Origin of the sequence: Nitrososphaera sp. (assembly GCF_036397675.1) — an archaeon.
In the GTDB taxonomy this organism is placed as follows: domain Archaea; phylum Thermoproteota; class Nitrososphaeria; order Nitrososphaerales; family Nitrososphaeraceae; genus Nitrososphaera.
On record NZ_DASWIL010000008.1, the window covers coordinates 1 to 12984 of the forward strand.

Annotated in this window: 16 protein-coding genes and 1 tRNA gene; 8 read left to right on the forward strand and 9 right to left on the reverse strand. The window is 54.1% G+C overall.

The genetic code is table 11. The features are described from left to right. The first annotated feature begins 183 nt into the window (after window positions 1-183). A complete protein-coding gene (locus VGA14_RS01055; protein WP_331001885.1) occupies window positions 184-447 on the forward strand; it encodes a DUF2024 family protein in 264 nt (87 codons plus the stop codon). A gap of 1 nt (window position 448) precedes the next feature. Here the strand turns inward: VGA14_RS01055 and VGA14_RS01060 are convergent, their stop codons facing one another. Further along, window positions 449-919: a DUF6438 domain-containing protein gene (locus VGA14_RS01060; protein WP_331001886.1), complete on the reverse strand. Its 471-nt coding sequence runs from the start codon at window positions 917-919 to the stop codon at window positions 449-451. An 83-nt stretch (window positions 920-1002) separates the two neighbouring features. On the opposite strand from VGA14_RS01060, the gene ilvA reads away from it, so the two are divergent. Further along, window positions 1003-2253, forward strand: a complete 1251-nt coding sequence (gene ilvA / locus VGA14_RS01065; RefSeq protein ID WP_331001887.1) for a threonine ammonia-lyase — start codon at window positions 1003-1005, stop codon at window positions 2251-2253. On the opposite strand, the gene VGA14_RS01070 is transcribed toward ilvA, so the two are convergent. Beyond that, entirely contained in the window at window positions 2246-3646 is a 1401-nt protein-coding gene (locus VGA14_RS01070; RefSeq protein WP_331001888.1) for a hydroxymethylglutaryl-CoA synthase family protein, read from the reverse strand. The two genes, ilvA and VGA14_RS01070, sit on opposite strands and share 8 nt — an antisense overlap. A gap of 236 nt (window positions 3647-3882) precedes the next feature. Between VGA14_RS01070 and VGA14_RS01075 the strand changes: the two genes are divergently transcribed. Continuing rightward, entirely contained in the window at window positions 3883-4470 is a 588-nt protein-coding gene (locus tag VGA14_RS01075) for a nitroreductase family protein (RefSeq protein WP_331001889.1), read from the forward strand. Here VGA14_RS01075 and VGA14_RS01080 read toward each other — a convergent pair. Both VGA14_RS01080 and VGA14_RS01085 read right to left on the reverse strand, forming a co-directional pair. Continuing rightward, window positions 4467-4862 carry a hypothetical protein gene (locus VGA14_RS01080; protein WP_331001890.1) on the reverse strand — a complete coding sequence of 132 codons (396 nt, stop codon included), beginning with the start codon at window positions 4860-4862 and terminating at the stop codon, window positions 4467-4469. The genes VGA14_RS01075 and VGA14_RS01080 overlap by 4 nt on opposite strands. Then, window positions 4859-6244, reverse strand: a complete 1386-nt coding sequence (locus tag VGA14_RS01085; RefSeq protein ID WP_331001891.1) for a hypothetical protein — start codon at window positions 6242-6244, stop codon at window positions 4859-4861. The genes VGA14_RS01080 and VGA14_RS01085 overlap by 4 nt, the downstream gene beginning before the upstream one ends. Before the next feature lie 132 nt (window positions 6245-6376). On the opposite strand from VGA14_RS01085, the gene VGA14_RS01090 reads away from it, so the two are divergent. Further along, a complete protein-coding gene (locus VGA14_RS01090; RefSeq protein ID WP_331001892.1) occupies window positions 6377-7216 on the forward strand; it encodes a hypothetical protein in 840 nt (279 codons plus the stop codon). 42 nt (window positions 7217-7258) lie between these two features. Beyond that, window positions 7259-7882, forward strand: coding sequence for a superoxide dismutase (locus VGA14_RS01095; RefSeq protein WP_331001893.1), 624 nt, complete (start codon window positions 7259-7261; stop codon window positions 7880-7882). An 11-nt stretch (window positions 7883-7893) separates the two neighbouring features. Here the strand turns inward: VGA14_RS01095 and VGA14_RS01100 are convergent, their stop codons facing one another. Further along, window positions 7894-8607 carry a YkgJ family cysteine cluster protein gene (locus VGA14_RS01100; protein WP_331001894.1) on the reverse strand — a complete coding sequence of 238 codons (714 nt, stop codon included), beginning with the start codon at window positions 8605-8607 and terminating at the stop codon, window positions 7894-7896. A gap of 49 nt (window positions 8608-8656) precedes the next feature. Between VGA14_RS01100 and VGA14_RS01105 the strand changes: the two genes are divergently transcribed. Together VGA14_RS01105 and VGA14_RS01110 are read left to right on the forward strand one after the other, a co-directional pair. Continuing rightward, entirely contained in the window at window positions 8657-9010 is a 354-nt protein-coding gene (locus tag VGA14_RS01105) for a hypothetical protein (protein WP_331001895.1), read from the forward strand. 35 nt (window positions 9011-9045) lie between these two features. Next, window positions 9046-9160 (forward strand) — tRNA-Gln (locus VGA14_RS01110). A gap of 7 nt (window positions 9161-9167) precedes the next feature. On the opposite strand, the gene pckA is transcribed toward VGA14_RS01110, so the two are convergent. The 4 genes from pckA to VGA14_RS01130 form a co-directional block, all read right to left on the reverse strand. Continuing rightward, window positions 9168-10769, reverse strand: coding sequence for a phosphoenolpyruvate carboxykinase (ATP) (gene pckA, locus VGA14_RS01115; protein ID WP_349257120.1), 1602 nt, complete (start codon window positions 10767-10769; stop codon window positions 9168-9170). A 302-nt stretch (window positions 10770-11071) separates the two neighbouring features. Beyond that, complete coding sequence (locus tag VGA14_RS01120) at window positions 11072-11344, reverse strand: hypothetical protein (RefSeq protein WP_331001897.1); 273 nt, start codon at window positions 11342-11344, stop codon at window positions 11072-11074. 93 nt (window positions 11345-11437) lie between these two features. Continuing rightward, complete coding sequence (locus VGA14_RS01125) at window positions 11438-11704, reverse strand: hypothetical protein (protein WP_331001898.1); 267 nt, start codon at window positions 11702-11704, stop codon at window positions 11438-11440. A gap of 70 nt (window positions 11705-11774) precedes the next feature. Further along, window positions 11775-12575 carry a class I SAM-dependent methyltransferase gene (locus VGA14_RS01130; RefSeq protein ID WP_331001899.1) on the reverse strand — a complete coding sequence of 267 codons (801 nt, stop codon included), beginning with the start codon at window positions 12573-12575 and terminating at the stop codon, window positions 11775-11777. Between the two features lie 81 nt (window positions 12576-12656). On the opposite strand from VGA14_RS01130, the gene VGA14_RS01135 reads away from it, so the two are divergent. Further along, complete coding sequence (locus VGA14_RS01135) at window positions 12657-12968, forward strand: hypothetical protein (RefSeq protein WP_331001900.1); 312 nt, start codon at window positions 12657-12659, stop codon at window positions 12966-12968. The last annotated feature ends 16 nt before the right edge of the window (window positions 12969-12984 follow it).

Consider the following 12984-nt stretch of genomic DNA (forward strand, 5'->3'; position numbering starts at 1 on the left):
CTCTGTAGAAACCATCTGAAAACCGCAGACGCTGCTCGATTTCAGAACCAAATAATGGTGTTTATCACCATCAAAATGCTGTCGTTCTTGCACGTCAATTGTCTAAATGAACGAATTGCAACATGGTTTCTACTGAGCCCAAAGGGCTCATAGATTAAATAACGATATAGCAGAATTCCGGGTATGGAATGCGCAGTTTACGATACATACGTCACGAAGAAGGACGGCAGAACTATGCACTTTGACGTCATAGTCGAGGCAAGTACGCCGCACGACAAGGCCATCGAGTACGGCCAGCAGTGGCTCGCAACCGTGGGCCAGTCGGGGCAGAAGATGACGTCTGAAGAGTGCCAGTTCTGCCACATACAGGAGGCTCCGCCGTTCGTGGAGAAATCCATCAAGCAGCTGGGCTACTGGATTCAAAAGATGGAAGGCTGTACGCAGTAGCCTATCCCTTTACCCATTTTTCAGTCCCGGCTATCTCATCTATCCTGTCTTCAAGCTCTGCAAGCCTCAGGGGCTCAAAGCCGTAGCGGTAGACGGTCTTGGTCTTGCCGTCAATGGTTATCGATGTGGTCTGCGACGGGAGGTCAGTTACTTGCTCTTCGTACCTTTCGCGCAGCGAGAAAAAGCCAGCGCGGTAAAACTCGTCCACGAGCTCCTGCACCTTTTCTTCTGCAATGTGTGCAGTCTGCTTCCCTTGCACGGCGACAAAGTTCCTGCCCTCGTACACTACCGTGCCGTTGCCGTGTATTGTCACCGTGTAATCTGGGCAGGCTCCAAAGCACACAGCCCTCTCCAATATTATGGTCACATCCTCGTATTGGCCCCTGTCGCTGTAGGGAAACGGCGTTATGGAAAACGCCACGACAAACGCTATGCCCACCGTAATGCCGGCCACAAATCCTGCAGAGCTCACGGCAGCACTTGTGAGAGGCAGTTATTGAATTTTTTGGGATGCGGGCACAAATTATAATTAAGGCGCAGGGCTGTTGCGTAGCGTTGACCGCAGACAGCGTGTGGAGCCCCGGCAGGCTAAGGGCTCCGTCCTACGACGACATAGTCAAGGCTCAAGAGATCATGAACGGCATCGTGAGAAAGACCCCGCTGCAGTATTCCACCACATTTTCAAGGCTTGTCGGCACCAGCATACATCTGAAACTCGAGTGCCTGCAGCTGACGGGCTCGTTCAAGGTGAGGGGAGCCCTTGCCAAGATTGGCGGCCTTACAGAAAAGCAGGCAGGGCACGGCGTCATTGCGGCATCGGCAGGTAACCACGCACAGGGAGTCGCGTTTGCAAGCGCCCGGAAGGACGTTCCGTGCACCATCGTGATGCCCAAGAACGCCTCTCCGGCCAAGGTGGCGGCGACAAAGTCGTACGGGGCAAGCGTCGTCCAGAGAGGTTTCAACTACGAAGAGGCTTGGGAGGCCACGCAGGAGATGGCAAAGAGAGAGGGGCGCACGATTATCCACGCGTTTGACGACCCGGACGTGATAGCCGGCCAGGGCACAGTCGGCCTGGAAATTTTGGAGGACATGTCTAGCCTCGACAGGATATACCTGCCGGTTGGAGGAGGCGGGCTTGCGGCAGGCATGGCAATAGCGGTCAAGGCAAAGAGGCCAAATGTCAAGATAATAGGCGTCGAGTCAAAGGCGTTCCCGGCCATGAAAGAGTCGATGAAAAAGGGCTCGCTCCAGTCAGTCAAGGCCGGCTACACCATAGCCGATGGCATATCGGTCAAGAGCCCCGGCAGACTGACGTTTGACATCGTAAGCAGGTATCTTGACGACATCGTACTTGTGGACGACACTACAATAGTCAAGACCATGTTTCTGCTCATGGAGCGCGCCAAGCTGGTGGTCGAGCCGGCGGGAGCCGCTAGCCTCGCTTATCTGCTGACAAACGGCCACACGGCAGGCAAGAAAGAGAAGGTGGTTTCTATATTGTCCGGCGGCAACGTCGATATGTACCTGCTCGGCCAAGTGGTGGCAAAGGGCCTCATGCAGATGGGTAGGATGGTCAAGATCTTTATCCTACTCCCCGACAAGCCCGGCGCGCTCAAGGACGTAGTCGACGGCATCGCGGAACTATCTGTCAACATCGTCGAAGTGGAGCACGACAGGCTCAGCTCCAACATACCTGCAGGCACAGCAGGAGTCTACCTGAGCCTGGAGCTTGAAAGCGAAAAGAACGTTTCGAAGTTGATAGAGATGTTCAAGAAGAAGGGAATCGAGTTCCGCGTGGTCAGCTGATATAGTCGTATTCTCTGAAGCCCGCCTTGTCTGCGGTCTTGCCACCCAGGCCAACCAGCACGAACTCTTGCCTTGTCTTTGTCACCGCCGAGTTGTGGTCTATCTCCTTGCGGTGCAGCCTTTCATACTCGTCTATCGACAGCTTCACGCGCTCGCCTATGTCCCGCTCAAGATCCATACCTTTTACGATTTCCTTGTAGGTCTTCTGTATGACGCCTGAGAAGACCATCGCGCTGCTGCCGCTGCCGTACGAGCCAAAGCCGACGCGCTTGCCCTCGAGGTCGGTGCCCTTCTTGTGCTCAAACTCGAGCAGACTGCGCAGGCCCATGTACATCGAGGCGGTGTAGAGGTTGCCTATCTGTGTTGACGCTTCAAGTGAACTTGCCAGCTTTTTCTCGTAGACCTCGTTGTAAAAGGAGGTCTGCATGAACGCCCGGCGGAACTGCTCGTCGGCCTTCATGAACTCCGTGTCGGCAAGTATTGACTCGATGGTGCCACGCGGATCCTTTGGCTGCGGCTCGTTTGAGCCTATCTCTTTTATGACGTGCTTCCACCTCGGCAGGTGGCGCCACTCGTGCCTCATGAGGTAGGCAAGGGCCTTCTCGCCCATCCTGCGGTACGGCAGGTGGACCGCAAAGAGGTCGATGTGGTCGGTTATCGCCTCCCCCTCGCTCAGCTTCACCAGCCCCGTCCTTATCGCCTTTTCCTTGTATGCGTCAAAGGCCTTCTTTACCTGAATGAGATACAAAAGATTAGAGTAGCCGCCGTTGACGAGTGGTGTTTCCTTGCCAAACGGCCTATAAAAGTCGTACTCGTTCTTGATTATCGTTGATGCTACTTTGGGGTCAAAGGTCATCAGGCGCGGATCTTCTTTGATTAAAAGTGCTACGGCGCCACCTCCTTGTGTGTACTCCCCGGCTGAGCCAAGGTCATACTTGGCGATGTCGCTCACGATGACGACTGCGGCCTTGCCGTTGTTCTCCTCCGCGCGTATCCAGTTGGCGTTATCGTGCAAAGCGTAAGAACCAGAGACGCATGCGAACTTGCACTCGATGCCGCCGGCGTGCTCAAACGTGCCCTCGCCGTAGACCTGCTCGAGCATACCTATGACAAAAGAGTTCATTGCTTTGGATTCGTCTAGCGCGGATTCGGTAGCGACATATACCCTGCCGATGTCCTCCGGGTGCATGTGGTTCTTTTGCATCAATTTCAAGCAGGCGTTTGCGGCCATGCAGGCAGAGTCCTGATTGGTGTCAGCAATTGCCATCTTGCGTATGCCGATGCCATACTCTAGTTTTTGCGGATCAATGCCTCTGGCCCGAGCAAAATCCTTATAGTCGATGTAAAGTTTCGGGACGTAGATGGCCAGATCATCGATCCCTACTACGGGCATTCTACACTTCAGGATGCCAATAGTCATTTAAAGGTATTTCTGGATGTTGTTGAGTTGTTCGTTTAAATAAATAGACAAGCGCCTTAGGCGCAAGGATCAGGTTTAAATTATCATTGCGCGTGAGTAGCCTTACATCGACCAAACCGATGGGGAACAAACGCTGGCAGGCGCGGTCAAAAGTCGCGTCCTGTCAGCTATTTTACAAAGCATAAATGAGATGGCTCTTTTGCAAAGTCATGGACAAGACAGCCGTGACAGATTATCCCGTAAGCGAGCTGATTGCAAAGAGGTGGAGCGCGAGGGCCTTTTCCGAGAGGCCGGTCGAAAACGAGAAGATAATGTCGCTGTTTGAGGCGGCAAGGTGGGCCGCTTCCAGCTACAACGAGCAGCCGTGGCGCTTTATCCTGTTCACCGCGGAGGACAAGGGCCGGCTCGAAGACGCTCGGTCGATCCTGTCCGAGGGAAACTCGTATGCCAGAAAAGCGCCGGTCCTGATGTGCGTCGTCGCAAAAAAGACCCTGACGCATAACGGCGCGGACAACGGAAAATATTTGCACGACGCAGGGGCCGCCACCGCGTACATGTTCCTTGAGGCATACAACCAGGGGCTTGCGATGCACGTCATGGGCGGGTTTGATGGGCAAAAGGCGCGCCAGCTTTTCGAGATACCGGAAGGCTTTGACCCCGTAACGATGGTGGCGGTGGGCTATTACGGCGACCCGGAGCAGCTCGCAGAACCGGCGAAGGAAAAGGAGATGGCGGCGAGGACGAGGAGGCCGGTCAGCGAGACCGTCTTTGCCGGCATGTGGGGCAAAAACATCTAGACAGCGATTATCTCGACCTCGTCGTAGGCGTCCTTGACGGCAAGCAGGAACAGGTCGTCCTCGTATATCAGAAGCCAGTCCTTGACTCCGAGCACCGGCAGCTTTCTCACGAACAGCTTGCCCGTGTCGTTTATTGTGGTCGTGACGTAGGCAGACTTGGGCATCACGCCCTTTATTCGAAAGAGGTTCTCCTGCAGGTCAATACCTGTCCGGCCACCTTCTATGTTTATGCTTATCCTGTCGCCGTTTCTGTCCTCCACCTTTGCAGTGACGTAGCTCTGCCCCACCTCGAACCGGTCGATGTGGAGCATCACCTTCCCTACTGCCTGCAGGCGCAAGGGCATCTCACGGTAGGTCTTTTCTGACAGCTCGTCGTAGAATCCGCCCTTCAAGCTTTTCGCGCCAGCCGCTGGAACATGATAATCGAACCGAGCGCGCCGGCCACGGCAAGTATCGCCCCCATTGGAAACTCCGGTACCACAACTATACCTCTTGCTATGCCGTTTCTGGTAAGGTCCGGCGCCTGCCCATCGAAAGTGACCTCCTTGACCTCAACTTCTATGCGGTACTTCTCGTCTGTAGGGAACGTCAGCGTCAGCGAGTCAGAGCCACCCTCAGCCAGCTGGAAAATAAATGAATGCAACTGATATCCTTCAGGATCAAACGTACGCAGATCGTACGTCACGTCTTTCGTTATTCTATCACCGGAAAAAGCGTCGTGGAACTCTAATCCGAGCGTCAGGTCAGTGTTTGCAGTAAGCTGGTCTGGACTCCAGACCAGCAGGACGAGCATCCCACCAGTGTCGGTGGCAATTTCTCCCGATGTTTGGTCGCCGCCGTCAGATACCGGGAAGAACTCGAACTGCATCGTATTAGGCTTGTCTGAGAGCTGCTGTGCAAGGCTGATGATGTCATTCCTGTTTAACAAGAAGTGTAATGTTAGCTCCTCTTCTGACGAGAACGGATCGAGAGAGAGCATCCGCCCGGATATAGGCACGCCGTTCACCGACGCGTTAAAGGCCACGCTGTCTCCGACGCCTCTAAAGGACTTCGGGACGATTATCTCCTCGTGTACGAATAAGCTCGCAGCAGCCTGTATTCTCTCCACATTCCAGTCAAAGGGCATCGACCAAGAGTAGGTCAGGGTAGCGGGGTCAAATCTAAAGTCCTGGACCTTGTCGTAGTAGGATATGACGGTCGTCGAATAGGTCTGGTCGCCCGACTGTACGTCCGCCTTATAGATATCGCCCACACTTAGAAAAGTCTCAAACGACGGTTCATCTCCGGGAGCAAAAAGGTTGCGTATATTGTCCACTGTCAGTACATCTATCTTGAACCTGTACAGACCACCTTCAAGAAGTATAGGACCTCGAATGTTGATGGTTCCGCCAGGGTCTGCCTTGTAGGCTTGAAGAAAGTCTTCTTTCGTCGCAAAGACCCGTACTTCTCCTTCTTCGGGCTGGATCTTGAGCGTCAGGAGGCCGCTCTCCGTGTGGAAGACGTCTCTCAGGAGCGGCCTAGTGTTGGGGTCAGTGCCCTTGGTGACTTCAATTACAAACGTCGTGAATTTTATGGTCTCGTCGTTCTTGGCATCGAAGAGCCTGAACTGCAGGAAAGCATCCTGCTCTGTCTCTGTGGTCAGGATCGGGGGGTTGATCTTGACAAAGAGGCTTGCATCTCTGTCGCCTATTGACGCCGGCGGCAAATTTTCCTGGAAAAGCCCGTCGGCAAAAGCATGGTGACTTGCAAGAGTCGGCAGAACCAGCAGAACCAACAGACCTAAAAAGCCAAAAGCTAGTAACTTTTTTCCGGCTCGCACGCCAGTAGATTCAAAAAACAACATATTTAATCTTGACCCAAGATGGTGCAGCTACGATTTAAGTAACGCGCACTACAATGCAATACATTGTCCCAAGTGAAAAGCCTCGCTATTGTAGTTGCCATAGCAGCGGCAATTTCAGTCGTTGTGCTATTTGTGTCGCTTCCGCGCGATCAGAACGCGCCCGGCTTGGCGCAGAACGATTCTGACTCCCCTTTAGGTTCATCAAATGTACCGGCGGCCAAAAATGTTGTCTACACGGCCAAGTTTGAGTGTGGCACCATCTCTGGAGAAGAGGGGCCACTTCGGCCCGGCCACTATGACACCGACATCGGCATCCTGAACAAGCAGGACTTTGGCGTGCAGTTCACCTGGACTGCCGTGGTAAACGACGGCAGGACTACGCACCCCGTCTTGATGGCGCTCGAGCCACAGACCTCGATCGGCATCGTATGCGACAACTTGCGCCAGCTCGTCGGCGATGAAAAGTTTGTTGAAGGGTTTGTCATCATAGACGTGCCCATGAGCGGCCAGCTCTTTTCGGAAAGCACCGCGGTGGTCGGCAGGCAGGGCGAAACCATCGACATTCTTGACGTGCAGGTGTTTTACACGGCAAACGCGCTTGAAGAACTGTCCCATGAAATATTGGTAGACAAGATAGTGTTTGCGATAGAATCGGACCCGTCGGGCAAGGTGCCGCAGGAGATGATCGGCAGGACGCTTGACATGACGGTGCGCTCCGGCCTTGACGAAATTTCCGACCCTGCAGAAAAGGTAAGGAATGTCATCGCAGGAAAGTATGACCTTTCAGAACAAGAAGCAGCAGATCTTAAAATTAAAATAGAGATGGTGAGCGTCGGCGCAGGCACAATGATAGACGACCACGCGCTTTCGCTTTCAAGAGTTCCACCGCAGGCAAGAGGTTAAGAGCTGCTAAAACGTTATATGCGACGGCGGCGATTCTGCCTCATGGCAAACTTTACCCTTCCACAATTACCATACGCGTACGACGCGCTGGAGCCACACATTGACGCAAAAACCATGGAAATTCACCATACAAAGCACCACCAGGCGTACACGGACGGCCTCAACAAGGCTCTTGGAAACCTTGGTGCAGAGTTCCAGAACAAGAACGTCGTTGATATTTTAAAGAACATCGACACCGTGCCGGAAAACGTCCGTGGCGCGGTGAACTTTCACGGCGGCGGGTACAACAACCATGCGCTTTTCTGGAACAACATGAAAAAGGGCGGGGGTGGCGAGCCTTCCGGCGAGGTTGCAGAAGCGATAAAGAAAGCGTTTGGCAGCTTTGCCGACTTTAAGACAAAGTTCCAGACAGACTCGATCGGAGTCCAGGGAAGCGGTTGGGGATGGCTGGCGAAAAACGCGTCGGGCGGAGCGCAGTTCATCACCATGCCAAACCAGACAAGCCCATGGACAAGGTGGAAGGCAGAAAAGCTGACGCCGCTGCTTGGGCTCGATGTCTGGGAACATGCGTATTATCTCAAGTACCAAAACAAGCGCGCCGACTATGTAACCGCGTGGTGGAACGTGGTCAACTGGGATGAGGTCGCAAACAGGTTCAAGGCCTGACCTCTCCCCCCTTATTTTCCAAAGCTGATAAAGCCGTAATTTTCCCTTGTCGTGCGTTGCACAGCCATGTTGTAGCCGTATATTTTCGGCGCGTATTCCTGAAGGACCGGCATCATGCTGTCCAAGGATTTGTCAAGGTAAAAGCCTGGGCAGTCGCCTGTAAATTGAAAAGTGGCGTGCACTACGGGCTTGCTGTGTCTATCGGATTCGAGCCATGACGCAAACGGGTAGAGCCAGCACACGCCGGGTTTGTCTGGGTGGATTGTGCACGAGCCGCCATTGTCAAGGAACCTGCACCGCAGTGGCGTGCCATCTTCCTCTTCCCGCTCGTCCTTTTTCCTCTTTAATGACAACATGCTGAGTGTAGTGATGAGGTTGCCGACTCCCTGCTCCTGCCAGCTAGAGATCCCAGTCTCGTTTCTGACAAACTCGGCCTTTGACTCGTAGCCCAGCTTTCTAGTCAAGAGCGCGATGTCGTCCTTTGTCAACGGTAATCGCCCCTGCCTTTCACAGCAGTTGTGGCAGTCGGGCCACAGACACTTCCAAAGCACGTAAAGGCCGTCATTTTCAAGCGCCGGCACGTGGAACACCACGCCGCCTACCTTGACTTGCGTGTCCACGACATCGCTCCGTTTGGCTACCTGCAGGTCGTATAGCTTCTCGTCGATTGGCCATTTTTTGGCAAGCTCGTCCAGCGAGTCTTTAACCGAAATACTACTATGCAAAGTTGGGATTGTTATAAATTATAAACCCGCGGTGTTTAAACGTACTTAGATGCTGAGCCAAGGCCAAGCGGAGGTAGAGGGAACTAGGAGAAAGGGCAAGCACGCCTCATCCACCGAGAACAGGCGGATGGTATGGGAGAGTGTGGTGTGGCCACTGATACTTGACCTCAACAAGCCGTACTTTTCATTAAAAGAGTACCACGCCAAGCGCGACAGATTCTGCAAAGACACCGGGATGCGGGCGTCAAAGGTGGCCGGAGGCTTTGTGTCGCTTTTGATTAAAGGCATCATCGCAAGGAACAAGAACATCTACTCCATCCATTACCGGCTGATACCGTACTTGCGCAAGCGGGCGGTACTGGAGTACGGCCAGGTAATCAGGGAAGTAAACACCAAGCGTTAGGGTAAAATAACGGACGCATAGTCGTGTTGTTGGTCAGCCCGGTCGTCTAGTGGCCAATCTCCAAGGTGGAAGGGCTAAGGATTTCAGGCTCTGGATCTCACAGAGAAAAGAAACCTGGAGACAGCAGTTCGAATCTGCTCCGGGCTACCATTTTTCCCTACGGCCTTGGGCCGGCATTCATGATTTCTTTTGAGATGCTACCGAACTTGTCAAAGTTCTTGGCAAAAAGCGCCGCCAGGCGCCTTGCGGCCGAGTTGTACTCGTCCCTGTCGTGCCAGGTGTTGCGTGGGTCAAGCACTTCATATGGCACGCCGGGGCACGACGTGGGCATGTCTAGGTTGAATATATCGTGGTGCCTAACTGGGCTGTTCTCCATCTCGCCTGTCAGCGCGGCCGTGACCATCGCCCGTGTGTAGGAGAGGTTCATGCGCTTGCCAATGCCGTACGGACCTCCCGTCCAGCCCGTATTAATCAGGTAGACGCGCGTGCCGTGTTCGGCTATCTTTTTTCCAAGCATCCTAGCGTATTCCTGCGCGTGCAGGGGCATGAACGGGCCGCCAAAGCACTGTGAGAACGTCTCTTTAGGTTCCGTGATACCGCGCTCCGTGCCGGCAAGCTTGCTGGTGTAGCCGGACATAAAGTGGTACATAGCGCATTCTTTTGTTAGCTTTGCAATGGGAGGCATGACACCAAAGGCGTCTGCCGTCAAAAATATTATGACTTTGGGGTGGCCGGCGACGCTTGGGATTACCGCACCGTCGATGAAGTCAAGTGGATACACGACACGGGTGTTCTCCGTCAGGCTGCCGTCGGCAAAGTCCGGCTCGCGAGTCCCGTTTAGAGCAACGTTTTCCATGAGCGAGCCAAACCGTATAGCGTTCCATATCTGCGGCTCGTGATCCTTTTTCAGGTTGATGCACTTGGCGTAGCAACCGCCCTCGAAATTAAAAACTCCGTTGTCGGACCAGCCGTGCTCGTCGTCGCCCACGAGCTGGCGCGAAGGATCTGCAGAGAGCGTGGTCTTGCCGGTGCCCGAGAGGCCGAAGAACAGTGCCACGTCGCCTCCCTTGCCGACGTTTGCGGAACAGTGCATGGGGAAAATGCTTTTTCGCGGGAGCAGGAAGTTCATGATGGAAAACATGGCCTTCTTTATCTCGCCGGCGTACGATGTCAAGCCGATGAGGACGATTTTCTTTGAAAAGTTGATGATGATGAAAGTCTCGGTGCGCGTCCCCTCTGAGGCAGGGTCGGCCGCAAAGTCGTCGGCGCCTATGAGCGTGAACTCGGGCCGGTGGCGCTCTATCTCTTCTGGAGTCGGCCTGATGAATATCTGCCTTGCAAAAAAGCTGTGCCAAGCGCGGTTGTTTATCACCCGTATGGGCAGGCGGTTTTCGGGGTCTGCGCCAACAAAGCCGTCAAAGACAAACATCTCTTTTTCCTCAACGTGCTTTTTCATGCGCGCGTAGATGCGCTCAAAGTTCTCCTCAGATATGGGGCGGTTGACCTTGCCCCAGTCCACCGCGTCGTGTGTGACGTGGTCGTCGACAATGTACTTGTCGTCAGGCGACCTGCCGGTGAACTTGCCGGTCTTTACCGAGAGAGCGCCGGTCGAAGAGAGCACCCCCTCCCCCCTTTCAAGGATCATCTCGACCAGTTTTGGCAGCGAGAGGTTCCTGTGGGCGTTGGCAAGTTTGAGATCCAGCACTGGGAGCTGTATCAAGAAGCCAGAGGTTATAATCTTTAGGCTAGAAGAATTCATGCGTCAAAAAGTCGATGGGCGACCATGCTGCAAGCCGTCCATCCCGTTGCAACCCCCTTTGCTCGAGCTATCTGCCTGCCTTCTTTTTCGGCGATGTGCTGTTGTATCGCACCTTGAGCGTCGATATGAAGCGATTGATTTCCTCCGGCGTCAGGATCACCATCTCCTCCGAGTGGTCTAAAGCCAAGCTTTGTGTGAGTAAATCCGGCTAGCTTAAAAAGATTTGAAAATTTTTACGCTCGAAATTTTGCGCGCAGGTAAAAACATGTATTGAGAGGGGCAGAACCACGGGCGGGGCGCAGCTATTTACATGCCTGTCGTATCCTGCCCGCGCTCTTGGACAGAATTTCAAGGAATTGTGCGAACTCCTCGTCGGTCGCGTCGCGACCAAGGACGCGCCTTGTCTGGTAGTGGAACGAGTTGTAGATCCTGCCAACAGCAATTCCAAACACAAAATCGGCATTTTGGGCTTCAGGAATTGCTTTCAGGCTGCTCTGTATCTGCCTTATCTCGCCGGCGGAGGCTATGGCCTCGTCTATTTTTGACGAGACTGCCTTTCTCACCCTTGCGTCCATGGCTGCAGATAGCGCACTTTGGTATTAAAATAGTCCGAACTGCAACGAACGCAGGTCCGACAAAAGCTGGACGCCCACGCCTTCCGCCCTTGCCTACAGCTGGCGGTTGAGCCTCACGGAAAACTTTTGGTCAAGCGTCGCACCCTTCATCCGCATGATGTCGTTTTCAGGCAGGCAGGCAGGCAGCCCGGCGACCCTGCGCATAAACGCCTTGTCCACTGAAAGAGTGTAAAACGTCCACCCAGGGCCCTGTTCTGCCTGCCCAGCGACAGAGTTTGCTTCTGGTCCGGCCATCATGGTCATGTTCCCGAGCATGGCTGATGCAAGGCTCCTCCCGGCTTCGTAGTCGGTGCAGGCCACCTGCAGCACCACCCTTTCTGGGCCGTATTCGTAAGGTAATGTGTATTTGTCGAAAAAGCAAGTAATAACCTTAGCAGCAGCCCATCTTGTCTGGTACCATGCTTTCGTCCTTCGGACCGCGGGTGAACATGTCTGACAGGTCTATCTGGAAAAACTCGCGCAGTATGCCAAGATAGGACTGAACGGGGGGTGGGACGCCGTCCTCACACGCAACCCCCATGTTCCATGCGTTTATCCATATCACCATTCCCTGCAACATGTTCACAAAGCGCCTGTACTCCTGAGGCACTACTCCGAGCTCATCGATGAACTTTTCTGCCAAGCGCCACGCCGCGGTAAAGTCGACGCACTTTGTGCCGTAGATTGCTTGTATCTGCTGCCTGACGGACGTAGCGTACCTGAAGGGCTTTTTGCACACAAAGAATGGAAAGTCAGCCTTGTTCGGCAGCATCATGCCCGGAGGTGACCACACCGTGATTACGCGCGCCCCTTCCTTGAGCGAGCGGCGGAACTTTTTCACGAGGGCGTCCACCAGCTCCAGGTCTGAAGACCAGAACAGCACGACAGTCGCAGAGGAAATGTCCGCGTCGCGCAGGTCAGCGACTGTTATTCCGGCGTTCTTTAGCCGCGCAACTTTTCTTTTCGCCGCGGAAGCGAGATCGCCGTCCGGCTCGACGCCGATTGCCTTCTTGACCCCGAGCTTGGCGGCAAGCCTCACCGCGTTGCCGCTGCCGCAGCCAAGGTGGCAAAAGACGTCACCCTTGCGCAGCCCTGCAATGAAGAACATCTTTTTCAGCACCCTGTCAGGGATCTCGACCCCACCCTTCATGATGTCTTGCGGGAGCGTGGACAGGAACTCGCCGATGTTCAACTGATGAGGATGCCCCGCCGGGATAATAAAAAGCCACGGGAAAAAGCATCGTTAAAATATGATGGCGCGCTTGAAACGCCCATGCCGCAACTTTTCGGGGTTTTCGCAACGCACTCGCCGGAATCGTGCCCGCTCAACAATGACAAGAGCAGGGAGGTCCTCATGCAGATGGACAAAAAGCTGGAAGAAAGGATGGGCGCAAACGGAGTTACCAAGATAGTTGGCTTTTACTTTTCAGTCCTTGAACACGAGTGGACCATAATACTGGAGGCAAACAGCGCGCATGGCATCGAGACGCTCTGTATAGAGGCCGGGATCTCGGCGTTTAACACCGTCAAGATAGTGCCGCTGACCGAGTTTGGAGCCGCCCTGAGGAGGATCAGGGGCAACTGATCCCGAGCCATTTTTT